The sequence below is a fragment of the Paenibacillus caui genome (assembly GCF_019904135.1).
GTDB classification, from domain to species: Bacteria; Bacillota; Bacilli; order Paenibacillales; family Paenibacillaceae; genus Fontibacillus; species Fontibacillus caui.
Window position 1 is genome coordinate 50,740 of sequence record NZ_JAIOGQ010000015.1, and the last position, 23,260, is coordinate 73,999.

23 protein-coding genes are annotated in these 23,260 nt (G+C 49.8%); 19 read left to right on the forward strand and 4 right to left on the reverse strand.

Translation table 11 applies throughout. From position 1 onward, the window contains the following. Positions 1-109: 109 nt before the first annotated feature. The 6 genes from K7397_RS10680 (at position 110) to K7397_RS10705 (ending at position 7,743) form a co-directional block, all read left to right on the forward strand. Complete coding sequence (locus tag K7397_RS10680; protein ID WP_223067939.1) at positions 110-1,954, forward strand: assimilatory sulfite reductase (NADPH) flavoprotein subunit; 1,845 nt, start codon at positions 110-112, stop codon at positions 1,952-1,954. A 39-nt stretch (positions 1,955-1,993) separates the two neighbouring features. Next, positions 1,994-3,718, forward strand: a complete 1,725-nt coding sequence (gene cysI / locus K7397_RS10685) for an assimilatory sulfite reductase (NADPH) hemoprotein subunit (RefSeq protein ID WP_223067940.1) — start codon at positions 1,994-1,996, stop codon at positions 3,716-3,718. Between the two features lie 150 nt (positions 3,719-3,868). Then, complete coding sequence (locus K7397_RS10690; RefSeq protein WP_223067941.1) at positions 3,869-4,348, forward strand: GNAT family N-acetyltransferase; 480 nt, start codon at positions 3,869-3,871, stop codon at positions 4,346-4,348. A 170-nt stretch (positions 4,349-4,518) separates the two neighbouring features. Beyond that, the gene (locus K7397_RS10695) at positions 4,519-5,442 is read left to right on the forward strand and encodes a sensor domain-containing diguanylate cyclase (RefSeq protein ID WP_223067942.1); all 924 of its coding nucleotides are present in this window, start codon (positions 4,519-4,521) and stop codon (positions 5,440-5,442) included. 549 nt (positions 5,443-5,991) lie between these two features. Further along, positions 5,992-7,077: a sensor histidine kinase gene (locus tag K7397_RS10700; RefSeq protein ID WP_223067943.1), complete on the forward strand. Its 1,086-nt coding sequence runs from the start codon at positions 5,992-5,994 to the stop codon at positions 7,075-7,077. Positions 7,078-7,092: 15 nt separating this feature from the next. Next, positions 7,093-7,743: a response regulator transcription factor gene (locus K7397_RS10705; protein ID WP_223067944.1), complete on the forward strand. Its 651-nt coding sequence runs from the start codon at positions 7,093-7,095 to the stop codon at positions 7,741-7,743. 78 nt (positions 7,744-7,821) lie between these two features. On the opposite strand, the gene K7397_RS10710 is transcribed toward K7397_RS10705, so the two are convergent. Continuing rightward, on the reverse strand, positions 7,822-8,601 hold the full coding sequence (locus K7397_RS10710) for a Cof-type HAD-IIB family hydrolase (protein ID WP_223067945.1): 780 nt from the start codon (positions 8,599-8,601) through the stop codon (positions 7,822-7,824). Positions 8,602-8,787: 186 nt separating this feature from the next. Here K7397_RS10710 and K7397_RS10715 point away from each other — a divergent pair, with 186 nt between their 5' ends. From K7397_RS10715 to K7397_RS10770, 12 genes are all read left to right on the forward strand, one after another. After that, positions 8,788-9,876 carry a Fe(3+) ABC transporter substrate-binding protein gene (locus K7397_RS10715; protein ID WP_223067946.1) on the forward strand — a complete coding sequence of 363 codons (1,089 nt, stop codon included), beginning with the start codon at positions 8,788-8,790 and terminating at the stop codon, positions 9,874-9,876. A 3-nt stretch (positions 9,877-9,879) separates the two neighbouring features. Continuing rightward, positions 9,880-11,529: an ABC transporter permease gene (locus tag K7397_RS10720; protein ID WP_223067947.1), complete on the forward strand. Its 1,650-nt coding sequence runs from the start codon at positions 9,880-9,882 to the stop codon at positions 11,527-11,529. Then, positions 11,526-12,179, forward strand: coding sequence for an ABC transporter ATP-binding protein (locus tag K7397_RS10725; protein ID WP_223067948.1), 654 nt, complete (start codon positions 11,526-11,528; stop codon positions 12,177-12,179). Before K7397_RS10720 ends, K7397_RS10725 begins: the two co-directional genes overlap by 4 nt. Before the next feature lie 181 nt (positions 12,180-12,360). Continuing rightward, positions 12,361-12,669 (forward strand): metal-sensing transcriptional repressor, encoded by a 309-nt coding sequence (locus K7397_RS10730; protein WP_223067949.1) that lies wholly within the window; start codon positions 12,361-12,363, stop codon positions 12,667-12,669. A 30-nt stretch (positions 12,670-12,699) separates the two neighbouring features. Beyond that, complete coding sequence (locus K7397_RS10735; protein ID WP_223068000.1) at positions 12,700-14,061, forward strand: MATE family efflux transporter; 1,362 nt, start codon at positions 12,700-12,702, stop codon at positions 14,059-14,061. 138 nt (positions 14,062-14,199) lie between these two features. After that, positions 14,200-15,339, forward strand: a complete 1,140-nt coding sequence (locus K7397_RS10740) for an MGDG synthase family glycosyltransferase (protein WP_223067950.1) — start codon at positions 14,200-14,202, stop codon at positions 15,337-15,339. An 18-nt stretch (positions 15,340-15,357) separates the two neighbouring features. After that, positions 15,358-15,519: a hypothetical protein gene (locus K7397_RS10745; RefSeq protein ID WP_223067951.1), complete on the forward strand. Its 162-nt coding sequence runs from the start codon at positions 15,358-15,360 to the stop codon at positions 15,517-15,519. After that, positions 15,516-16,181 carry a TVP38/TMEM64 family protein gene (locus K7397_RS10750; RefSeq protein ID WP_223067952.1) on the forward strand — a complete coding sequence of 222 codons (666 nt, stop codon included), beginning with the start codon at positions 15,516-15,518 and terminating at the stop codon, positions 16,179-16,181. Before K7397_RS10745 ends, K7397_RS10750 begins: the two co-directional genes overlap by 4 nt. 316 nt (positions 16,182-16,497) lie before the next feature. Further along, a complete protein-coding gene (locus tag K7397_RS10755) occupies positions 16,498-17,172 on the forward strand; it encodes an ABC transporter ATP-binding protein (protein WP_223067953.1) in 675 nt (224 codons plus the stop codon). Then, the gene (locus K7397_RS10760) at positions 17,163-17,924 is read left to right on the forward strand and encodes an ABC transporter permease (RefSeq protein WP_223067954.1); all 762 of its coding nucleotides are present in this window, start codon (positions 17,163-17,165) and stop codon (positions 17,922-17,924) included. Before K7397_RS10755 ends, K7397_RS10760 begins: the two co-directional genes overlap by 10 nt. Before the next feature lie 123 nt (positions 17,925-18,047). Continuing rightward, a complete protein-coding gene (locus tag K7397_RS10765; RefSeq protein ID WP_223067955.1) occupies positions 18,048-18,491 on the forward strand; it encodes a MarR family winged helix-turn-helix transcriptional regulator in 444 nt (147 codons plus the stop codon). A 163-nt stretch (positions 18,492-18,654) separates the two neighbouring features. Then, positions 18,655-19,692, forward strand: a complete 1,038-nt coding sequence (locus K7397_RS10770; protein WP_223067956.1) for an NADH:flavin oxidoreductase/NADH oxidase — start codon at positions 18,655-18,657, stop codon at positions 19,690-19,692. 78 nt (positions 19,693-19,770) lie between these two features. On the opposite strand, the gene K7397_RS10775 is transcribed toward K7397_RS10770, so the two are convergent. Together K7397_RS10775 and K7397_RS10780 are read right to left on the reverse strand one after the other, a co-directional pair. Continuing rightward, complete coding sequence (locus K7397_RS10775; protein ID WP_223067957.1) at positions 19,771-20,163, reverse strand: carboxymuconolactone decarboxylase family protein; 393 nt, start codon at positions 20,161-20,163, stop codon at positions 19,771-19,773. A 20-nt stretch (positions 20,164-20,183) separates the two neighbouring features. Continuing rightward, positions 20,184-21,404: an MFS transporter gene (locus K7397_RS10780; protein WP_223067958.1), complete on the reverse strand. Its 1,221-nt coding sequence runs from the start codon at positions 21,402-21,404 to the stop codon at positions 20,184-20,186. Positions 21,405-21,552: 148 nt separating this feature from the next. Between K7397_RS10780 and K7397_RS10785 the strand changes: the two genes are divergently transcribed. After that, positions 21,553-22,431 (forward strand): helix-turn-helix transcriptional regulator, encoded by an 879-nt coding sequence (locus K7397_RS10785; RefSeq protein WP_223068002.1) that lies wholly within the window; start codon positions 21,553-21,555, stop codon positions 22,429-22,431. Here the strand turns inward: K7397_RS10785 and K7397_RS10790 are convergent. After that, positions 22,391-23,095, reverse strand: a complete 705-nt coding sequence (locus K7397_RS10790) for a L,D-transpeptidase family protein (RefSeq protein WP_237690842.1) — start codon at positions 23,093-23,095, stop codon at positions 22,391-22,393. The two genes, K7397_RS10785 and K7397_RS10790, sit on opposite strands and share 41 nt — an antisense overlap. Positions 23,096-23,260: the final 165 nt, after the last annotated feature.

Below are 23,260 nucleotides of genomic sequence, written 5' to 3' on the forward strand. Positions count from 1 at the left end.
TCCAAATTGACCGTCACCGCCATATGTGATAGGGTCAAAAGTAGCGATAAATAAAGTATATAAAAATACTAGGAATTTAAAACATGCATGCAGCGCGAGGTGGATATTGTTGGAACTTCAAGTAACGAACAGTCCTTTTACTCAGGAACAGGTTGAATTGCTGGGCCGTCTTCTGCCTACGCTGACGGATTCGCAGCGAATCTGGCTGACCGGATATTTGACAGCTTTACAGGGAGCTGCAGCTGTACCAGCGACGGTTGCAGCGGGAGTCCCATTGGCTGCGGCAATTTCCCCGGCAGGGATTGCAAGCAGTCCGGCGGTCCCTAAAGAGGCAACGGTACTCTTTGGATCGCAGACCGGAAACAGCCAGGGGCTGGCCAGGAAGCTGGCCAAGAAGCTCGAAAAGCAAGGCTTTCAGGTGACGCTCTCCCCGATGAGCGACTTCAAGACGAACACTTTGAAAAAGGTGCGAAACCTGCTTATCGTCGCAAGCACACACGGAGAAGGAGAACCGCCGGATAACGCCCTTTCTTTCCACGAATTTCTTCATGGCAAAAGAGCGCCTCAACTGCCGGACCTCCAGTTCTCCGTTCTGGCTCTGGGGGATACGTCCTATGAGTTCTTCTGCCAGACAGGCAAAGATTTTGATGAGCGCCTTGCGCAACTCGGCGCCAAGCGGCTTGCACCGCGTGTCGATTGCGACGTGGATTTCGATGAGCCTGCGGCGGAATGGATGAACCTGGTTTTGGCTGCGCTTGGCGAAGCATCTGCCGTTTCAGTGAGCCCGGCAGAAGCCGGTTCTGCGGCGACGATTGACACGGAATCGGAGTATTCCAGAACGAATCCGTTCCGTGCGGAAGTTCTGGAGAATTTGAATTTGAACGGACGCGGATCGAGCAGGGAGACCCGCCATCTCGAGATTTCCCTGGAGGGGTCGAATCTTAAGTATGAGCCGGGCGACAGTCTCGGCATCTATCCGGAGAACCATTCGCGGCTGGTGGACGAGCTGATCGCGGTCATGGGCTGGCAGCCGGATGAGCCCGTTGCCGTTAACAAGAGCGGCGACAAAGGGACATTGCGCGACGCCCTGCTGCGTCATTACGAAATTACCGTACTCACCAAGCCGCTGCTGGAACAGGCTTCCAAGCTTGCTCCAGGCAGCAGTCTCAAGGAACTGCTGGAAGCGGGACGCGAGCAGGAGCTTCGCGCTTATCTGCACGGCCGGGATTTGCTCGACCTAGTGCAGGATTACTCTCTTAAAGGCATCCCGGCAGGGGAGTTCGTATCTATTCTGCGGAAGCTGCCCTCCCGCTTGTATTCGATCGCAAGCAGCCCAGAAGCTTACCCGGACGAGGTGCACATCACGGCGCGCGCCGTACGCTACGAGTCCCAGGGACGAAAGCGGTACGGGGTCTGCTCCGTTCATCTCGCCGAGCGGGTACAGCCTGGCGATACGCTGCCGGTGTTCATTCAGCACAACCCGAATTTCAAGCTGCCTGACAATCCGGATACGCCGGTCATCATGGTCGGACCAGGCACCGGCGTCGCTCCGTTCCGGGCCTTCCTCGGCGAACGGGAGGAGACGGGAGCTCAGGGCAAAACATGGCTGTTCTACGGCGATCAGCATTTTGCCACCGATTTCCTGTACCAGGTGGAGTGGCAGCGCTGGCTCAAAGAGGGCGTGCTGACGCGTATGGATGTAGCATTTTCCCGCGATTCGGACAAGAAAGTATACGTTCAGCACCGGATGCTTGAAAAAAGCGCGGAGCTGTACAAGTGGCTGCAGGAAGGAGCATGCGTATATGTCTGCGGCGATGAAAAGCAGATGGCGCATGACGTGCATGCAACTCTGGAAACGATCCTCGTACAGGAGGGCGGTCTGACTCCGGAAGAGGCAGCGGACTATTTGAGCGCCATGCAGCAGCAGAAACGTTATCAGCGGGACGTATACTAAATCACGGTGTCCCTAAGATTACGAGAGGAGATAAGGCATATGTCAGATAATAATTTGCTGTCGTCAAACAGTGCGCCGCACAGCGATGTTGAAGATATTAAACGCAGAAGCCATTACCTGCGGGGCAGTCTGACCGAGACGCTGGCTGACCCGATCACAGGTTCCATTCCCGAAGATGACAACCGGCTCATGAAGCACCATGGCAGCTATATGCAGGATGACCGGGATTTAAGAAACGAACGGGCCAAGCAGAAGCTTGAGCCGGCCTATCAATTTATGCTCCGCGTGCGCGCGGCCGGCGGGGTCGTTACGCCCGCGCAGTGGCTCATGATGGACCGAATCTCGCATAAGTACGGCAACGGAACGATTCGTCTGACAACCCGTCAATCTTTCCAGCTGCACGGCGTGCTTAAATGGAATCTGAAGAATACGATCCGGGAAGTGAACGAGTCGCTGCTTAGCACGCTGGCGGCCTGCGGTGACGTCAACCGCAACGTGATGTGCAACCCGAATCCGTATCAATCGGAAATCCACTCCGAGGTTTATGAGTGGGCGAGCAAGGTGAGCCATCATCTGGATCCGCGGACGAGAGCCTATCACGAAATTTGGCTCGATGAAGAGAAAGTGGTGGACAGCCGGGATCAGGACGTTGAACAGGAGCCAATTTATGGACCGGTCTATTTGCCAAGAAAGTTTAAAATCGGCATTGCGGTTCCGCCTTCGAATGATGTGGATGTGTTTTCCCAGGATCTGGGCTTTATTGCTATCGTGGAAAACGGCAAGCTAGCCGGCTTTAACATAGCGGTAGGCGGAGGCATGGGGATGACGCACGGCGATCCGAAGACGTATCCGCAAGTCTCCAAAATCATTGGATTCTGTACGACGGAGCAAATGATCGACGTGGCGGAGAAGACGGTTACGATTCAGCGGGACTATGGCGACCGTTCGGTCCGCAAGCATGCCCGTTTCAAATACACGATCGACGATCGGGGTATTGATTGGTTCGTGGGCGAATTGACGGCCCGTTTGGGATGGAAGCTGCAGGATGCTCGTCCTTACCATTTTGAGAACAATGGGGATCGTTATGGCTGGGTGAAGGGCAGCAACGGCAAATGGCACTTCACGCTCTTTATCCAGAATGGACGGATTAAAGATATGGACGGCTACCCCCTGATGACAGGTCTGCGTGAAATCGCCAAGGTGCATGGCGGGGATTTCCGGCTTACGGCCAACCAGAATCTGATCATCGGCAACGTCAGCAGCCAGAAGAAGAAGAAAATTCAGAGCTTGATCGACCATTATGCTCTTACGGACGGAGTTCATTATTCCGCGCTGCGGCGAAACTCCATGGCCTGCGTCGCTCTGCCGACGTGCGGGCTGGCGATGGCTGAATCGGAACGGTATCTGCCAACACTGCTTGAGAAAATCGAGCCGATGCTGGAAGAGGCCGGCCTGCGCGATGAGGATATCGTCATTCGGATGACCGGCTGCCCGAACGGCTGCGCCAGACCGATGCTCGCGGAGCTCGCCTTTATTGGCAAGGCGCCCGGCAAATACAATATGTATTTGGGGGGCGGCTTTGCCGGGAACCGGCTGAACAAGCTGTACAAGGAAAACATCGGCGAGGACGAAATACTGTCGTCTCTTCGGCCCATGATTAACCGTTACGCGAAGGAACGGCTTGAAGGCGAACATTTTGGCGATTTTGTCATTCGGGCGGAGTATGTGAAGGAAGTGACTGACGGACAGGAGTTTCATTCCTGATTTTTCGGAAAAATAAAGCGGAGCGCATCTGACAAGGTGTGCTTCGTTTTTTAATTTTAGGAGCGGAAGGCCCGCTCTCACCAAACATGGTAGACTTTAAGGTGTTGCTAGGGACTGAATAGAAATTTAGACGCCAAGGGAGAGAAAAAAATGATCCAAACCATTGATTTCCAAAATGTAGAGCTCGTGAAAACACTCTTCAATTTGCAGCGTGATTCTTATGTGGTAGAGGCTGAACTGATAAACTTTTATGAAATCCCTCCATTAATGGAGTCATTTGAAGATTTTCAAAAGTGCACGGAGCAGTTTTTAGGTTATTTCGAGAATCTCGAATTGGCTGGGGCCGTTTCGTATGAGCTGGAAGGCGATGAATTAACCATATGCAGACTGGTGGTCGATCCCGGACATTTCAAAAAGGGGATTGCCCAAAAGCTATTGGATGCGGTTGAATCATCAAATGCAGACGCCTCGCTGATCAAAGTATCCACAGGCAAAGACAACGTTCCTGCAAAGAATCTGTATTTAAAAAACAAGTTCAACTGGATTCAGGATTTGGAGGTAGTCCCTAATCTTTATATCAGCCTCTTTGAAAAGAAAGTCGGGCATGAATCGGCCGAAGCGGGATATTGACATTTTTGGCATATCAAACCTGCGGCCATTCACGTTCATATTTTACCAAGTAAAAGGGTGTTAACAATCCGGTTAAATTATTGCGCAGCATTGCCGATACTATAATAAGGTCGTCAATGATCTGACGTGGCTCGAAAAGTAATTAATAGGGGCAAGGAGAAACACCAGTAATGATTCAAGAGATCTTGCAACGCAAACCGTTCTCGGCTACCTCCCAAAATATTATTGAAATTTTGCGTCAATCCATAGATGTCAGTACCATCTTTATTGCCATCAATGATCATGTGAAAGATACGATCCTGAAAGCCTTCAACCAAGGAGGCGTTTGGATCGAAGAAGGCTTGGAGCTGCCTTTTGAAGAGAGCTACTGCCGGCTCGTTTGCGCAAATGGCCGGATGGCGACGGTCATCGCCGATACGGAACAGGACCCTTTGACCGCTTCGTTGCAGATGACAAAGCTATTGGGCAGAAGTTCATTCATTGGCGTCCCTCTCCATTTGGAAGATGGGACAACCTTCGGAACGATATGCGCCATTGACAGGAAGCCTGGTACTTTTAAGGAACGGGAAATTAGCCTCTTTCTCGCTGTGGCGGAACTGCTCTCGAACGTGGTAGGGCTTGAATATGCCCAGTTCAAGGACACGGTAACCGGGGCTTTCAATCGAATATTTTTGGATACGATGAGCCAATTTTTTAACATGAAGAGCAAAGCATTAGGTATTCTATTTGTCGATATTGATAATTTCAAAGCAATCAACCGGGAGTTTGGTCATGCGTACGGAGACAGACTGCTCGTACAATGCGCCCGGATCATGGAACGGGTCTGCGGAGAGAATCCAATCATTATCCGGATGCAAGGGGACCAGTTCGTGATCATTTTTCATGAGACTAATCTGAATCGGTTGATTAAGCACGCGCAAGCACTGCTCGCGGCAATCCGAAGAACTTCGCTGCCTTCAGGCGGAAATATATCGGCAAGTATTGGCATAGCGCTTTCCGAAGAATGGACAACCGACGTCCTGGAGCTGCTTCAGCGGGCAGATGCCAAAATGCTCACGGTTAAAAACCGGTCCAAAAATGGATTTGCCTATTAAGGAGTGACATCAAGAATGAGCTTGCTTGAAAGCGTACAATTAGTAGGCCTTGCCATTTTTTTTATTCTCATTCAGATATACATAATCAGGAAGGAATTCACAAACCGCTTAAAAGCAAAGGCACATTCCTGCGAGTGTTACAAACCTTTGTTTTATTATAGCAATGATCCCGTCTTTGAGCTGAATCGGACAGGGCATATCATTGGGCAAAATCCGGCCGCCAGGATGCTTGCGAATCAGGCAGGCACCGTTTATGTTCATCGTCATTTTACGGAATTCATTTCCCCAATATGCAAGGAAAAGGCCGAACGCGCTTTTTCGGAAGCCCGCCCGGCACAACCTGCGAGCATCGAGACTGCCTCCCCATTTTGTGCATCAGAAGCTGCCAGCTTTCGTTTGACTTTTCTTCCTGCGGACCAGGAGGGAGCCTTTTTAATAGCACAAGATATCACGGAACATAAAAAAAACGAAAGTGCCATAAACAGGAACGAGGAACTTTATTTTCAACTCCAGAATAGTCTTGACCGATTTTCCGAGGACGCCTCAGGGATGATGAAAATTGCGGAACTGGAAAAACGAGTCGTTCATGAACTGCAGGAGGTCCTGGAGACTTCGCGAGTCTCGTTGATCGAGACAGGAAATTTCCGAAACTTTGCATGCAAGGCCGGCTGCCAGCCGAATGAAGAGGTTCTTTCAGGATTGACCAGGTATCAGGGGATCCGTCTTCCTGAGGGGCAGCTATTTCCATACGGTGAGGCTGCCATCTTTTTAATCGGCGATTGGCGTGGAATGACCAACCTGATTTTAATCGAGGGACGTCAGCCAAAACTGTATAAAACACCTGTCAAGGTATGGATTAGAACGTTGTCCCGGTACTTGAACGTTTGTTATGACAATATGCTGAAAATAAATGATCTAACGGATGAACTGGAACGGTTGACCAAAGAGCAGAAGACCCCGGCATGGCTTCCCAGGCTGCAGTATGCAATGGCCGAGAAGGAAAGAAAGCACCTGTCCCAGGATTTGCACGACTCTGTATTGCAGGAACAAATTATCCTGTACCGAAAGCTTGAACTAGTGCAGTATTCGGAGGCGGCCAGTGCGGAGCTCAAACAGGAGCTGCAGGATATCGGAGAGGGAATGCTGGATATCATTCATCAAATCCGGATGACCTGCAACGAACTTCGTCCTCCTTTTCTGAAAGAGTGGGGGCTTAATCAAGCCCTGGAGGCGCTGTATGAACATGTTCAAATGCGGGTTGACTACAGAATCATCTTCGATAGCGAAAGATTTTGTATCCCTTTGCCTGACGAGCAAATGATCGCCGTTTACCGGATCAATCAGGAGCTCCTGAACAATGCGTATAAACATTCCCAAGCGACAGAGGTCTTCATTTCGATCGCAGATCATGAAGACGGCTTTCTGATGACGTATCAGGATAACGGAATCGGCCTGCAATCAGGAGAATTGAGAAATTCATATAAAACGATGGGGCTTTATGGCATAAGAGAGAGGGTTCGCAGTTTGGAAGGCGAGATCCATGTACTTACGGCACCAGGGGAAGGATTGACGATCCATGTTTATCTTCCGTGTCTGCAGACGACGATCCCGGACGCCTTAAAAACCTATTACTGACTGTGGAGGTACAACATGCTGAAGATATTATTGGTAGATGATCATCCGGCCGTGACCGAAGGTACGAAATTTATACTGGAACAAGATCCGGAGTACAAGGTCACCGTTCAAAATCAGGTTTCGGGCCTCCTCGAACTGATCCAAAACGAGCACTTTGATATCATGCTTTTTGATTTGTTTATGCCATCGGTAAACGGAATTGATCTTGCCGCAGAAGTCCTGAATATACAGCCGAACGCTTGTATTCTGATTTATACAGGTTTCGATATCGGCCCTCATCTGAACAAACTGATCGAAATGGGTTTGGCCGGTTTTGTGCCGAAAACAGCCACCAGAGACCAACTTATCAATTCCATTCGCTGTGCTCTCCGTCAGGAAGTTGTCCTTCCGCTTGACGTGTTCAGGACGCTTCGAAAAAATAAAATGGATGCACTGCCTGCCTTGTCGGCCGTCTTTAAACCTGCGCTCCGTGAGCGCGATGTAGAAATTTTGCAGCAGATCGCCCAGGGAAAGGGCAATCGCCAAATTGCCGAGCAAATGTGCATGAGTCAAAGATCGCTTGAATACCAGCTGACGCATCTGTTTCAAAAGCTGGGTGTAAAATCCAGAATTGAGGCCGTAACCAAAGCGAAGGATGCCGGGATTTTAGAGAATGTATGGGTCTAAAGCCGCAGCGGAAGTCGCGGTTTTGAAAATCCTGCCGATACCTCACGGAGAGCAGGCAGGATCCTCAAATTTCACTTTTTACAGCAAACCAACCATTTTAAGCCCGTGGAAAATACCGTCTTCATCCACAGGTTTCGTTATGTATTTCGCAGCCGCTTTCGCTTCAGGCACGCCATTTCCCATAGAGACACTGTTCACGATCGTCCTCAGCATGACGACATCATTGAGCCCGTCGCCAAAGGCATATTGACGCTCCGGGGGAACGCGCAGCTTTTCGGTGATCTTGGCAATACCTTTCGCTTTGGAGCCTCCGTGCGGTACTACGTCTACGGAATTCGGATGCCAGCGAATCAGATCGAACGCTTTGCATACCGATTCATAATAGTGCTCTTCATCCTCCTGGCAAAAAAGCAAAGCCTGATAAATTTCTCTGCCTTTGTAGTACACCGGATCGTGGGAGGGTAGATGCTTTAATTTCAAAGTGCCCATGCTCGTTGTGATCATTTCGTTATTCGGTGCACTTGCCTTCATATCCTCATGATCCATATACACCACCGCGTGTTCATGGAGAAGCGCCAGATCGGTTAGCGACTGCAGCGCAGCCTTGTTCAGCGGATTGGTATAAATGACCTCGCCCCGCAGTACGACATACTGCCCGTTATAGCTGACAAAGGTGTCTATTTCAAGCTCTTCCCGAAGATCCTTGAACATAAAAGGGGCCCGCCCTGTCGCGATCGCTACGTCATGCCCGCGTTCTTTCAAGGAGAATACCGCATCTTTGGTCGATTTGGGCACCTTCTTATCGTGATTGTAGAGAGTTCCGTCAATATCGAAAAAAATAATACTGTGATCTGTCATACTCTTCACCTGACTTTCAAAAAATGGTGGGGTTTTTGCACCTTGTATGCTCAATTATAACAAACGCTAGCTGATGTGGACATCTTTGGCATGAAACTTTGCGAATGTTATTGACATAAGGAAAGCACAGCGGTTATCATATGCCTAAATGAGAATAATAATCATTATCTTAGGGGGATGTTTGGAATGATAAAACGGAAATTATTCGCTCCATTGCTTACGGGAGTGGTAGCTGTAGGTCTGTTGGCCGGATGCGGCGCTAACAAGGCAAATGAATCCGGTGCGAATTCAGAGAAGAGCGAGCCGACTGCAAAGACAGCAAAGCAAGTCGTTAACATTTATTCCGCTCGCAACTATGATGTCGACGCACTCCTTTATAAGAAGTTCACGGAGCAAACCGGAATCAAAGTCAACGTGATTGACGGTAAGGCGGAGGAATTGATTGAGCGCCTGAAGCGTGAAGGGGAAAGTACGCAGGCTGACCTATTCCTTACGGTCGATGGTGGCGTCCTGAACAATGCCAAGCAGGCCGGGCTGCTTCAGCCGGTCACTTCAGAAACGATTAACCAAAATGTCCCTAAGAAGTTTCGCGATCCCGACAATGAATGGACCGGACTTTCAACACGTGCCCGCGTCATCGTCTACTCCAAGGAACGCGTAAAGCCGGAGCAGCTGTCTACATATGAGGATCTGACCAGCCCGGCCTGGAAAGGCAAAGTGCTTGTTCGTCCATCCTCAAGCTTGTATAATCAGTCCCTTCTATCCTCATTCGTTGAACTGAACGGCGAAGAGAAAGCGGAAGAATGGTCTAAAGGGCTTGTAGCCAATCTGGCACGTACTCCGGAAGGAAATGACCGTGACCAGGCCAAAGCGATTGTTGCCGGTGTAGGCGATGTGGCGCTGATGAATACTTACTATGTCGGCCTCCTGCTGAATTCGGATGATCCGGAAGAAGTGAAGGTCGGACAAAGCATCGGCGTCTTCTTCCCGAACCAGGACACATCAGGTACTCATGTGAATATCAGCGGCGCAGGCGTAACCAAGCACAGCAAAAATAAGGAAAATGCCGTCAAGCTGATCGAATTCCTGACCGGCGCCGAAGCACAGACGATGGTGACCAATGAGAACTTTGAGTTCCCGGTAAATGCGAAAGCGGAGCTGCCTGAACTGCTCAAATCCTGGGGTACGTTCAAAGCGCAGCAAATCGATTTCAACAAACTGGGCGCTCACAATGCCAAAGCCATTGAGATCATGAACAAAACAGGCTGGAAATAACATATGCGCTTGAACACAGTTAAGGTAAAGATAAAAAGAAGCCTTGGCGGTTGGCGGATCGTAAGCTTAACGTGGGCGGCAGTCATTTTGCTGCCCATTCTTGTTGTATTCCTCTCGATCTTTGATCCGCCGAATGATAACTGGAATCAAATCAAGCAGTATCTCATCAAAGATTATATTTCGGAAACGGTTCAGCTGACGTTAATGGTCGCCGTGCTGACGGGATTGCTCGGTGTGACGCTGGCCTGGCTGGTGGCCGCGTTTGATTTTCCAGGGAAACGGTTCTTCAGGTGGTCGCTCGTTCTTCCTTTAGCCATTCCTCCATACATTGCTGCCTTTACATACAGCACGATGTTCAGCTATACCGGCGTTGTCCAGACCACGCTTCGCAACCGGTTCGGTATTGTTCCCGATCAGGATTTCATTACGGTTTCATCGATGCGGGGCGCGGTCATTGTATTTACCTTATTTCTGTATCCTTTTGTATATCTCATCACCAAGTCCTTTCTGGAACGACAGAGCGCTTCTTATATTGAAAATGCCCGGCTGCTAGGAAGGAATGGACTATCGATTTTTATTAGGATCGCGCTTCCTTTATCCCGGCCGGCCATTGCCGGCAGCGTCAGTCTGGTCATGTTTGAGGTGCTCAGCGATTACGGGGTGACGAGCTATTTCGGAATACAGACCGTCTCTACGGCGATCTTTCAGACCTGGTTCGGCATGTACGATGCGGATTCGGCCATGCGCCTTGCCTCCTGGCTGATGATGATTGTAATCGGCATATTCTTGGTCGAAATGCTCCTGCGCAAACGCCGCGCTTACAGTGCAACGACCAGCAAGTCGAGACCGCTTGTGCCTCGGCGACTAACGGGGCTTCAAGGTTGGACAGCTTCCCTGTTCTGTATGCTCGTTTGGTGCGCAGCGTTCTTGTTCCCGGTCCTGCAATTAATCGTATGGGCGGGCTGGACCTTTGAGAGCATGTGGAATCGTGAATTTATCCGGCTCGTATACCAGACCTTGTCGGTGGCAGTCGTCTCCACCTTGTTGATCATGATTTTTTCACTCATTGTTGCTGCGGCCAACCGGACGCGCTCCACAACTTCATTCTTTATCTCTAAGGCGGTAACTGCCGGATATTCGGTGCCCGGGGCCATCATCGCGATCGGTGTTTTGGTTGTTTTTCTGCAATTGGATAAAGGCTGGGCGGCCATTCATCATCAGTTTGCGTTAATGGGAACACCCTTGGTACTAAGCCTGACTCTCGCGATGCTGGTCATGGGATATGTAATCCGGTTTATGGCTACAGGATACAACGCAGTAGAAGTCGGGTTTGAGAAAATAGGCCGGAAATATACGGAAGCTTCGCGAATGTTGGGGCTCGGAATGACAAAAACATTTTTAAAAGTGGATCTGCCTTTAATCAAAGGAGCGGTGATGAGCGGGAGCATCCTGACTTTTGTGGAAATATGCAAGGAACTACCGCTTGCTTTAATCCTCAGACCCTTTAATTTCGAGACCTTGGCCACAAAAGCTTACCGGTATGCCAGCGATGAGCAGATTTTCGAGGCGGCCATCCCTTCTCTGCTTATTATTGGCATCAGCTTGATCTCAGTTTATGTCATGCATTATTTAGACAGGAGGTGGGAGCAATGAGCATAGTAGACATCCGTAATCTATCGTTTTCTTATGGACGGGGAAAGCCCCCGGTGATCGAGCGGTTCTCCTGTTCCATTGACAAAGGGGAAATTGTAGGTATTGTTGGCGCAAGCGGAAACGGAAAAAGCACGCTGCTGCGGCTGATTGCGGGACTGGAGATTCCTTCAGGAGGGGAAATCCGGATTAACGGAGCTCCTGTTGTGAATGAGGGCAACTTTATCCTGCCCGAGCGGAGGGGTGTCGGCATGGTGTTTCAGGATTACGCCCTGTTTCCTCATATGACTGTCCGGAAAAATATTGAATTCGCCCTGCACCGTCTCCCTCGAAAAGAGAGGGCCAAAAAGCTGGAGGAAATGCTTGACCTTGTTCAGCTTGGCGAATATAAGGAACGTTACCCGCATGAGCTGAGCGGCGGGCAGCAGCAGAGGGTTGCGCTGGCCCGGGCGCTGGCGCAAAAGCCGGCGATTCTGCTAATGGACGAACCCTTCAGCAATCTGGATGCGGGGCTAAAGGACACGATCCGCTCCGAACTTCTGGCTATTTTAAAGAAAGCGCAAATGACCTGCTTGTTCGTAACTCATGACCGGCAGGATGTAGTAGCGATCAGCGACCGTTCGATTCATCTGGGACCTGGTAATCTTCTTTAAACACTCGTAATGAGTGTTTTTTTTTGTAATGTTATGCCTATTGCCCTGCCCGGGTTCCCTGCTTCGCTTCGCTGATCCGGCCACAGGTTCTAAACAGAGCGGGAAATTCTTCTGGCTTGCTCATTGAGAATAACCCCCCCCAGGGGGATATAATAAGAATATATTTCGTAAGGAGGTACGTATGGCAAAACCTAATACAACCGATCATGATCATGATCACAACCACGAGCACAAGTACAGAAAACAGATCGTTAACCGTTTGGCCAGAATTGAAGGCCATATCCGTTCGGTCAAGGAAATGACCGAGAGCGGGCGAGATTGTTCGGAGGTTCTTTTGCAAATTGCAGCCGTTCAAAAAGCATTGGATAAAGCAGCAAAGCTTCTGCTCAAGGACCATTTGGAGAACTGTGTCGTGGATGCGGTCATTCACGGAAATCAGGACAAAGTACTCGAGGACTTGAACAAGGCGCTCAACAATTACATTCGGTAAAGAAAGGAGAGCTATGCAGTGTCAAAAGGGATGGAGATCAAAGATACGACTCATAAAGAAAAAATCAAGATCATTTTAGCCCTGGGGATCCCGGCCATGATCGAGAATCTGCTGCAAACCGTCGTCGGATTCGTAGATACCCTCTTTGTATCCAAATTGGGTTTGACAGAAGTTACGGCTGTTGGAGTGACCAATGCCATTCTGGCTGTTTATCTGGCCATATTTTTGGCGATGGGCGTCGGCACCTCTTCGTTGATTGCCAAAAGCGTAGGGGCTGGCGATTTGGAAAAAGCGAAAGCCATCGCCCGGCAATCGACGCTGATTTCGGCTCTTCTCGGACTTGTTTTTGGCGTTATTACTTTATTCTTCGCCAAACCCCTCCTTGAGCTCATGGGAGCGGAGCCGGCGGTATTAGAGAGCGGAGTCATCTATTTCCGGATTGTGGCGGTGCCATCTATCTTTATTTCGCTTATGACCATATTCGGGAGCATCCTCAGGTCTGCAGGCGATACCAAAACGCCTATGAAAGTCGGCCTCTGGATCAACCTGCTGCACATTGTTCTCGATTACATACTGATCTTCGGCGCGGCCGGCATTCCCGGGATGGGGATCGCGGGGGCTGCCTGGGCGACGGTTCTGGTCCGTTTGGTCGGTTCGGTCATGCTATTTATGTATATCCGAAAATCCAAACTGGCTTTTTCTTTCAAGAAACGGGCCGGCGAATATACGCTGCCGCTGCTGCAGCTATCGGTTCCTGCGGCCGCCGAGCGGCTGATCATGCGCTTTGGCCAAGTGCTGTATTTTGGACTTATCGTACGGATCGGAACCGAAGTTTACGCAGCCCACACCATAGCAGGCAATATCGAAATCTTTTCGTATATGCCGGGCTATGGACTGGCTGTCGCCGCAACCACGCTTGTAGGGCAGTATTTGGGCGCCGGGCGCCGTGAGGATGCATATCGTTTTGGGCTGCTTACGGCGGGAATTGCCGTCCTGTTTATGTCAGGCGTTGGTGTTCTTCTGTTTATATTTTCTCCAGTAGCCGCGACATGGTTTACCAGTGACTCTTCCGCCATTGAAATGGTTACGACCGCGCTTCGGATCGACGCTTTTGCACAGCCCTTCCTGGCTATTGGACTTGTGCTGGCGGGAGCTTTGCAAGGGGCGGGAGATACCAAGAGCCCGATGTACAGCACGGCGATAGGAATGTGGCTGATCCGCGTTATTGGGGTGTACGTGCTTTGTATCCATTTTAATATGGGCATCGCCGGAGTTTGGCTTTCCATTGCCTTTGATCTATTCGTCCGCGCTATTTTCTTATATTTCCGGTTTAAAAGTAAAATGCATAAGGATGCTTATGCGCAAGCCGGGCAGGCTGCAAAGGCAAAATAATTGCCCTTTTTTTGTAATCCCTTAACTAATCTTACACAGAGATAACACTTTTCTAATCAAATTTTCATTTTGCCATTCTATACTGAGGTTAAAGGCAAAGATTATGTATCTCTCGAAGAACTGGAAGGGGGATTATCCGTGTACATTCATCATCCGCGCATCATGATATTAACGGCCAGCTACGGAGAGGGACATGTTCAAGTATCCCGGACGCTGCAGCATTGTTTTCTGGCAAAAGACGTCCAGGAGGTACAAATCATCGACTTGATGAAAGAAGCGCATCCTTTGTTAAACTCCATATCGACGAGACTCTACCTCAAAAGCACACGCACATCCCAGTACGGACTCGATTTTTACGGATGGAGTTATTACATGACCCGGGATGCCAGCCCGGACGGTTCCTTGAGCAAGTATTTTAACAGCCTGGGGAAAAAGAAATTGAAAGAAATGATCAAAAAAGCTCGGCCGGATGTGATCGTCAACACATTTCCATTTGGCGCCGCATCTGAAATTGGCCGTGATTTATCGATCCCTACATGTACGGTTCTGACGGACTATGCCCTGCATGCCCGCTGGATTCAACCCTACATGAACAAATATTATGTGGCCACGGAGGAGCTGAAAGCGGAATTAGTCGCCAGGGAAGCCGCCGTGCCTCATCAAATCGAAGTGACCGGGATTCCGGTCAGGTCCGGTTTTTACGCGGCAACCGCTGTCCGAAACCGTTTCCTGCCCATGCTGGACCGATCGAAAGAATTGGTCCTCATCTCGGCAGGATCTTATGGCGTGCTTCATCACATAGAAGAAATCGCCCGGACGCTGCTTGCGAAAGGCAACTGCCAACTCGCGGTTGTATGCGGGCGAAATCAAAAGATGGAGCAGAAATTGAGAATACTTTTTGAACACGAGCCGGATGTCCATATTTTCGGATTTGTCTCGCAGATTCATGAGCTGATGGCCCTCTCATCCTGCATCGTAACCAAAGCCGGCGGAGTGACTTTATCCGAAGCGCTGAGCCTTATGCTGCCCGTTTTTATCTTCAAGCCTTTTGCAGGGCAAGAGAAAGAAAACGCATTGTATTTTGCAAACAAAGGCATCGCCAATATTGCTAATAACGCCCAAGAGCTGGGGGAGCAATTGGATAGATTATTATCGAATCCGGTTGATACACATGGAATGAAAAAGCGGATGGCCGCGTTGTTTAAAGGAGAAGCAGCTGAGCTTATCGTGAACGATATTATGCAAACAATCGGAGAACGGTTGAGTGTTACGGTATGAACGATGGAGGGGAAGAACATGTTAAATAACCATGCTTTAGAGATACAGCTGTTTTTGGAGGAAGTGCATCTGATTGAAGCCAAAGTGACTCAATTGATTGTGAGGTCCGGCTTGTCCGAGAAGGAGAAGCAGTATATTCTGGATCATATTCTTATCGTACCAGGGAGTAAGGCCCTATGAATCCATATGCAAGAAAGGCAATGACTTGCTTTAGCATCATTAGCTTGCTTGCTATTGTTGGAGTTATCGGTTATTACTTGTATCTCCTGTATAATGGCGAAGCGCAGAAGCTGATGAACTCCATTCGGCATTATGGCGCCAGCGGAGCCATAATTGGCATAAGTATCCAAACTATTCTGAATATACTTCCTTTGCCGGGAGAACTCACTTCCATTCTATTATTGGAGATTTACGGACCGGTTTGGGGCGGATTGTATTCGTGGATTGCGGGAGTCGCAGGGTCAGTCGGCGGTTTGTATCTGTCAAAGTGGATTGCCAAGCCTTTCTTCGGCAAAATGGTAGAGCCCTATATGAGCAAGGTGGATGAATGGATGAGGAAGCACGGGGGTTTGGGACTGCTGCTCATCCGGTTCGTTCCGCTTGTTCCTTATCATTTTGTCAACTACGCCGCCGGGCTGCTGCAGGTAAAATTATGGGGATTCTTGTGGACAACAGGACTTGGCATTCTGCCTTATACGATCGTTATGAGCGCTCTATACGCAGGCATACGGTGGGGCTCGATCCTTTGGGGGCTCATCGGCTGCGGAATGCTGCTCCTGCTTTCGGCCGCTGGCTGGTATGTCAAAAGACGCAAGCAAAAATCTCTTGTCAACATGTCATAAGAGGCAATCTCCAAAAAAGCTCCAGCCCGTTTTTTAACGGGAAATGGAGTTTTTTTTGGCGCGTTGATCTTTTTGGTTTATGATGGACAAAGACTATATGAGTTGAACTAAAGAAAAGCATAGAGAACGGAGAAGATGGATAGATTCAGAAGAAGCGAAGCGTTCGCCTTTGCCCCCGGATTTCTCCTACTTAAGCCTATTCAAAGAAATCCGGGGGGAACAGCGATCGTAGGAACTATCCATCTTCGCAGTGACACATGATTCAATCATTTGTGCGGGCTTATATAGTATAGTAAGAACTGGAGGAGTTGCCGGCATGGATCCATTACTGCAATTTAACGGACTGACCAAAACGATCATTATTCCTGAATCCAAAACTCTGTTCGCGCAAGCGTCGGGAACCATAAACGAGGGGGACCGCATCGCCGTGACCGGCCCGTCCGGGCAAGGGAAGAGTACGCTGCTGCGCATTTTGGCGCTGCTTGACGAACCCGACAGTGGCGAGCTGTTTCTAAAGGGAAAGCCGAAGAACCGGTGGGAACCGCGTCTATGGCGAATGGAAGTTTGTTATGTGAGCCAGTTTCCGGTGATGCTGAACGGAACCGTTGAAGATAATCTGAAAACCGTCAGCCGGCTGCACCAAACCGCATTCGATGCGGCCTATGCATCCAGGCTGATGGCACATGTGGAACTCGGCGAGATGAGCTGGTCGAAAGAAGCCTCGTCGCTGTCGGGGGGCGAGAAACAGCGGATCGCTCTAGTACGCTCCTTGCTGCTCCGGCCCAAGCTGCTGCTCCTGGACGAAGTGACGGCTTCCCTCGATGAAGCAAGCAAACTAGCCGTAGAGCAGCTTCTTAGGGAAACGAACCGGAGTGAAGGAACCGGTTATGTCTGGATTTCGCATGACCGGGAACAGGGCAAACGGATTGCCGAGCGGAGTTGGCAGCTATCTGGCAGCGAACTGTCTGAAGGAGCGGTCACATGTCTTTAATCGCGCTGGGGATGACGCTTGTATTTGTCGCCGTTTCGATCGGCATTTCCATCTGGCAGAAACTTTCGCTTGAGAAGGACATATTGATCGGAACTGTCCGATCGGCGGCTCAACTGCTGGCAGTCGGCTTTGTCCTGCAGTATGTATTCGGTACGAGCCATCCGCTGATCGTGCTGCTGATGCTGCTGATTATGATTGGGGTTGCCACCTGGAACGCGGGAAAGCGCGGAAAAGGTCTTCGGGGAATTCTGCTCCGAATCGGCATCACCATCTCGATTACGGAGTTTGTTACGCTGGGCTTGCTGCTTGCATTAGGCATTATTCCTTTTTCGACCCGCTACATCATTCCGATCAGCGGCATGACGATCGGGAACGCCATGGTCGTCTCCAGCTTGTTTCTCAATCAGATGAAAAGAGAAGCTGAAACGTCGCGCGGTGAAGTCGAGACGCTGCTGTCGCTTGGCGCGACACCGCGCCAGGCTATACACGAGCTGCTGAAACGATCGGCGCGCTCCAGCATGATTCCAACGATCGACGGGATGAAAACGGTCGGCCTCGTTCAGCTGCCGGGCATGATGACCGGCATGATCGTTGCCGGCGCGAGCCCGCTGGAAGCGGTGCGATACCAGATTCTGATCATGTTCGCCTTCTCTTCTTCCGCAGCCCTTACCAGCATACTGCTTGCCCTGATGAGCTATCGTCTGTGGTTTGGAACTCAGGGGCAATTTAAGTCGTCAAAGACGAGCGCGTGATTCAATTTTTCCTCAATCGCCGCAATGTTGACCATTGTGATATAATGCTTTTTATATCGTACAGGATATTTGTTAACGATTATGAAAACCATATATATCATTTTGAACAGGTGAAGCCTAAAAATGAAAAATATACAAAAGGATAATTTATTGACGAGCTGGCTCTCTTTGAACCAGATCCAAATGACGATTGCAAACGAGCTGGAATCTGTCCTGCAAGAGAAGCATCAATTGTCGTTAAAAGAGTTTTACTTGCTGTTATTTTTATTTGAAGCTCCGGAGCAGAAATTAAGGCTGCAGCAATTGGAAAGTATGGTGGGTTTGAGTCAAAGCGCCATGTCGAGATTGGTAAGCAGATTTGAGGCGAAAGGCTGCGGCGCATTAAAAAGGGAAATTTGCGAAGCAGATCGCAGAGCCGTCTATACGGCTTTAACAGAAATAGGGGAGGCTAAGCTTGAAAAAGCTCTGGTCTCCGTCAGAATGGTGCTGGAGAAGTTTTTTGCCAAACCCGATATTCAGGCTGAATTTCAAAAGTTGATACATTCTGCAGCAAACCGTCAAACTTAAGCAAAATTAACGTTATAGCTGGCAAAGCAGCGGATTCCAAGCCCTCTCACTTCATGAGAGGGTTATTTTTATGACTTGACGCGAGAAAAGAGGTCTGTTAATTTATATGCATGCGCATGCAATTAATAAATCTAGATTATGACAAGGAGAAGGAGATGCAAAAATGAAGGATTTATTCACCCCTTTCCAATTTAAAGGTTTGGAGCTAAAAAATCGGGTCGTCATGCCTCCGATGTGCCAGTATTCGGTCACCAAGAAAGACGGAATTGCCACGGACTGGCATTATCAGCACTATGTAAGCCGGGCTGTGGGAGGAGCTGCTCTGATTATTATTGAGATGACGGATGTGGAGCCCGACGGCCGCATTACGGATTACGATCTGGGATTGTGGTCCGATGATCAAATTCCCGCGTTGGCCCGCATCATAGAAGCTTGTCACCAGCATGGAGCCAAAGTCGGTATTCAAATTGCTCATGCAGGCCGCAAGGCGGAAGACGCGGCTGTCCCTGTGGCACCGTCCGCCGTTCCGTTTGATAAGGAATTCAAAACGCCTAGAGCGCTTTCCACCGAAGAAGTGAAACAAATGGTCGACAAATTCCGGGTGGCTGTAGACCGGGCCGTCAAAGCCGGGGTAGATGCGATCGAATTGCACGGCGCTCATGGTTACTTGATTCACCAATTTCACTCTCCATTAACCAATAAAAGAACAGACGAATACGGACAAGATCTGACTAAATTCGGCAAAGAGGTCATTCAGGCCGCAAAAAGTGTCATGCCTGCAGATATGCCGCTAATTATGCGTATCTCAGCGAAAGAATACGTAGAGGGCGGATATGGAATTCAGGAAAGCATCGCTTTCGCCAAACAATATCAGCAGGCCGGAGCCGATATGTTCCATATCAGTTCCGGAGGTGAAGGTCCTATTGCCGCCTTTGGCAAACCGGGAACGCATGCTGCCTACCAGGTGCCTCTAGCAAGTGACATCAAGCAGGCTCTGGACATTCCGGTCATCGCGGTAGGCAGACTGGATGAGCCTGTGCTTGCAAACGCCGTTATTGGAAACGAGGATGCCGATCTTGTTGCCGTAGGAAGAGGAATGCTGAGAAATCCATATTGGACCCTGGAAGCTTCGGTGCAGCTGAATAAGGAAGCTGAAAAACCCCAGCAGTACCAATTCGGATTTCCTGGAATCCGAAAGTAAAGATCTGCCTGAGGGCAAAGAGATTTCCCGAAGGTTAGCGTATTAGAAAACCGGCCTAATGCTAGGCCGGTTTGCCATTTATTTTTGCATTTTCCGGTTATCAAACACCTCTTTCGCCACGGTCAGGATCGTGTTCAACGCGACTGGAAAGCCGGCGTAGATGATCATCTGCATCATGACTTCCACAATCTCTTCCTCAGTCCAACATACATTAAGCGCCCCATTGATATAAAATTTGAGCTGCTGTGTATTGCCTAACGCAGTCAATCCGGCCACCGTTGCAAGCAGGCGTGATTTCAAGTCCAGCTGAGGACGGGAGAAGATGAGTCCATAGTTGAACTCGACCGCTAATCTTCCCAGATCAGGGGCTGGGGATTCCTTAAAGCTGTCTACAATAGACTGGTAGTTTTCCTTGTCAAGCCTGGCCAGAATTTCCAAGCCTTTTTCATAATTTTCATCACTGAATGCCATTTGTGCGTCTCTCCTTTTATTCAATTTGATTCGAGGGAAGTTTGATTCTTCCCCGATGTATTTCTCCATCTGATCAGGCCGCTGAAGGATACCAGAATCATGGCGATTCCCGTTATGCAGACCCCTGCCCATTGCCAGCGGCTCCAGGCAAGCACCCCCAAGTAGGAGCCCAATGCCCCGCCAAGGAAGGTCGATACCATATACAATCCGTTTAACCGGCTGCGCATTTCGGCCGATAGCGCGAAGATACGGGCTTGGCAAGCCACCTGATTCGCCTGGGTACCGACCGTGAGCAGGAAAGCGGCGAATACGACTGCCGGCAGCGAGTAACCGCCGAACAGGAACAGGACGAAGGACATGAGAGCGACGGCGGTACAAGCTATGCCGGCAAATACTGCGCCTTTTCGGTCGACGAGTCTTCCGATGACAGGCGTTGCAAACGCGCCTCCGATGCCGACCAAGCCCACCAAGCCTACGGTCTCAGTACCCAAGGAATAGGCAGGGGACTTGAGCAGGAAGGCTAGTGTTGTCCAAAATACGCTGAAAGCTCCGAACACCAATCCTTGGCTGACGCAGGCCTGTCTAAGCACTTGCTCTCGTCGCAACAACGGCCCCAGAGACTTGATCAGCCCGAGGTAAGACATAGCAGTACTGCTGCGGCTTCGAGGGAAGCGGGTACGGATAAGTGCCATCAGCAAAACCATGCAGCTAAAGGAAATCCAGTACATCGCTCTCCAGCCGAATAACCCGTCCACCCAGCCGCTTATAAGTCTGGCACCCAAAATTCCGCAGACTAATCCGATCGCCACGTTGCCAAGCACTTTGCCGCGCTGCTCGGCCTGCGCAAGCGACGCAGCCAAAGGCACGACAATCTGGGGAATGACGGTAGTAAGCCCAACTGTAAAATGAAAGACGACCAGCCAGATCAAGCTCATGGAAGACGCTACTGCCGCCAGGGACAGGCTGACCAGACCAAGCAGGATCAGGATAAGCCGCCGCCGCTCCATCATGTCCCCAAGCGGAACAAGAAACAGGTTTCCAAGCGCGTAGCCTACCTGGGCCAGAGTAGCGACAAGTCCTATTTGCGCAACCGTAACTCCAAATGTTTGAGCCATGCTGGCGAGCAGCGTCTGGTTCAGATACACGTTGGCTACCGTGAATCCACAGGTCAGGGTCATCAGAAATACGAGCCCATGCGTTAATTTGGGACGAAAGGTTTCCTCCGCATCATTGAGGTTCATGGCCTCACTCCTTCCTAAAAGAATAAGTTAGAACGGTTATGATAGAATGATAAATGAGTTTTTATAATAGAAATAGGTTCCTGTTAATCATAGTATTAATAGTAACTGTTATAGGAGTGGATAAGGATTGGATAAGACGAAGAGCGATATGGAGCGGAGAAAAGAGTTAGGAGACTTTCTAAAGTCGCGCCGAAACCGGATGCAGCCGGCCGATTATGGGCTCAGCGCCGGACCAAGGCGCAAAGCGAAAGGGCTGCGGCGGGAGGAACTGGCCCAGCTCGCGGGGATCGGGCAGACCTGGTATACATGGCTGGAACAGGGAAGAGATATCAACGTATCCGCCGGAGTTCTGGAAAGTTTGGCCCGTATAATGCGCATGGATGCCGAAGAAAGGAAGCATCTGTTTTTATTGGCTCATCATCAGCTCCCCATTACGAACCAGGAGGAAGATAACAAAGGAAACGTTCGCACCGTATTGCAAAATTTTCTGGAGCATTGGGCCGACTGCCCGGCTTTTATGATGGATTACAAATGGGATATTTGCGCGTGGAACCGTGCGGCGTGCGTAGTTTTCGGGGATTTTGCCCAAATGGGCCCCAAAGAGCTTAACGCGGTTTGGAGGTGTTTCATGTCCGCCTCTTACAAGGAACTGTTCGCCGATTGGGAAGGCCATGCCCGCCGCCTTCTAGCCTCCTTCCGGGCTTCTTGCACCAGGTTTATAGGGGAACCCTGGTTCAAGGAGCTTGTGGACGAGTTATCGGAACAGAGCAAGGAATTCCGTTCATGGTGGCCGCTGCATGATATCATGAGCATCCCCATTCCTATCGGGAAAAAAGAAATCCGGCATCCCAAGGCCGGAAGTATGGTGATGGAGCATATTACTTTTCAAGTTTACGACGATCCGGATCTGAAGGTAACCTTGTACCGTCCGCTACATGAGAAAGAAACAGTGGAGAAATTGAACAAGCTTCTTGAGGAAGCATTAATCACTCCAGCAGTCCGAGCGCCTGATAAACCCGAGTTGTAACAACTCCGTTTGGCGTCAAATTGTGGTTGCGTTGATAGTTTTTTATGGCGGCGGTTGTATTCGAGCGGAATCTGCCGTTGCAATTCCCATTGAAATATCCCGCGCTCTTCAATCGGGATTGAATCAGCTGAACATCTCCTCCAACGTCGCCCTCCGCCAAATCTCTCGGTTCATGATTGGGATCTCCCAATACGTGACCGTAGATCGTCACTTTTGTGCCCACCGGGATGATGTCGAATAACTCGATAACATCTTTGTTGCGCATTCTGATGCAGCCATGACTCAGATGCTGGCCGAGAGAGTGGGGCTTGTTCGTGCCATGAATGCCGTAATATCCCCAAGGGACGTTTAACCCAAGCCAACGAGGGCCATATGATGGCCCCCAATTTTTCCCTTTGTACACGATTTGATATTCCCCTACAGGGGTAGGGGTTGTAGGATTTCCAACCGCGACAATATAGGTCTTGAATTTCTGCCCCTGTGCCCGGACAATAAGCTGATGATAAAGCGGATACACTTCAATGGAGAAGATCCCCTGGTCAGATACGATCGGCAGGGATGGTTCGGCATAAGCAAGAGCGGAATCGATGTGAACCGTTATGCTCACAAGGCCCAAAACAAACGCAATTACTCGCAGCATAAGGGAAGATATGTTGCGTTTCATGTTTCACCACCATATCCATTGTTGATGCAGTTTCCTTCTTCGTATTTATAAATTGTCCAGATCAGCTTATATCATACGCGAGTCGTTTTTCTTTTCAACAATCCGCATTCAGCACCAAATTTTGTTAGGCGAATATAATGGTCCAGGAAGGAAGATAAGGAGAGG

Excerpts from the sequence above, each read along its gene's own strand:
- K7397_RS10730 (WP_223067949.1), top strand. The coding sequence starts at position 12,361 with ATGGCAAAACCTAATACAACCGATCATGATCATGATCACAACCACGAG.
- K7397_RS10710 (WP_223067945.1), bottom strand. The coding sequence starts at position 8,601 with ATGACAGATCACAGTATTATTTTTTTCGATATTGACGGAACTCTCTAC.
- K7397_RS10705 (WP_223067944.1), top strand. The coding sequence starts at position 7,093 with ATGCTGAAGATATTATTGGTAGATGATCATCCGGCCGTGACCGAAGGT.
- K7397_RS10720 (WP_223067947.1), top strand. The coding sequence starts at position 9,880 with ATGCGCTTGAACACAGTTAAGGTAAAGATAAAAAGAAGCCTTGGCGGT.
- K7397_RS10755 (WP_223067953.1), top strand. The coding sequence starts at position 16,498 with ATGGATCCATTACTGCAATTTAACGGACTGACCAAAACGATCATTATT.
- K7397_RS10745 (WP_223067951.1), top strand. The coding sequence starts at position 15,358 with ATGTTAAATAACCATGCTTTAGAGATACAGCTGTTTTTGGAGGAAGTG.
- K7397_RS10760 (WP_223067954.1), top strand. The coding sequence starts at position 17,163 with ATGTCTTTAATCGCGCTGGGGATGACGCTTGTATTTGTCGCCGTTTCG.
- K7397_RS10695 (WP_223067942.1), top strand. The coding sequence starts at position 4,519 with ATGATTCAAGAGATCTTGCAACGCAAACCGTTCTCGGCTACCTCCCAA.
- K7397_RS10780 (WP_223067958.1), bottom strand. The coding sequence starts at position 21,404 with ATGAACCTCAATGATGCGGAGGAAACCTTTCGTCCCAAATTAACGCAT.
- K7397_RS10715 (WP_223067946.1), top strand. The coding sequence starts at position 8,788 with ATGATAAAACGGAAATTATTCGCTCCATTGCTTACGGGAGTGGTAGCT.
- K7397_RS10700 (WP_223067943.1), top strand. The coding sequence starts at position 5,992 with ATGATGAAAATTGCGGAACTGGAAAAACGAGTCGTTCATGAACTGCAG.
- K7397_RS10690 (WP_223067941.1), top strand. The coding sequence starts at position 3,869 with ATGATCCAAACCATTGATTTCCAAAATGTAGAGCTCGTGAAAACACTC.
- K7397_RS10765 (WP_223067955.1), top strand. The coding sequence starts at position 18,048 with ATGAAAAATATACAAAAGGATAATTTATTGACGAGCTGGCTCTCTTTG.
- cysI (WP_223067940.1), top strand. The coding sequence starts at position 1,994 with ATGTCAGATAATAATTTGCTGTCGTCAAACAGTGCGCCGCACAGCGAT.
- K7397_RS10785 (WP_223068002.1), top strand. The coding sequence starts at position 21,553 with ATGGAGCGGAGAAAAGAGTTAGGAGACTTTCTAAAGTCGCGCCGAAAC.
- K7397_RS10750 (WP_223067952.1), top strand. The coding sequence starts at position 15,516 with ATGAATCCATATGCAAGAAAGGCAATGACTTGCTTTAGCATCATTAGC.
- K7397_RS10775 (WP_223067957.1), bottom strand. The coding sequence starts at position 20,163 with ATGGCATTCAGTGATGAAAATTATGAAAAAGGCTTGGAAATTCTGGCC.
- K7397_RS10725 (WP_223067948.1), top strand. The coding sequence starts at position 11,526 with ATGAGCATAGTAGACATCCGTAATCTATCGTTTTCTTATGGACGGGGA.
- K7397_RS10735 (WP_223068000.1), top strand. The coding sequence starts at position 12,700 with ATGGAGATCAAAGATACGACTCATAAAGAAAAAATCAAGATCATTTTA.
- K7397_RS10790 (WP_237690842.1), bottom strand. The coding sequence starts at position 23,095 with ATGAAACGCAACATATCTTCCCTTATGCTGCGAGTAATTGCGTTTGTT.
- K7397_RS10770 (WP_223067956.1), top strand. The coding sequence starts at position 18,655 with ATGAAGGATTTATTCACCCCTTTCCAATTTAAAGGTTTGGAGCTAAAA.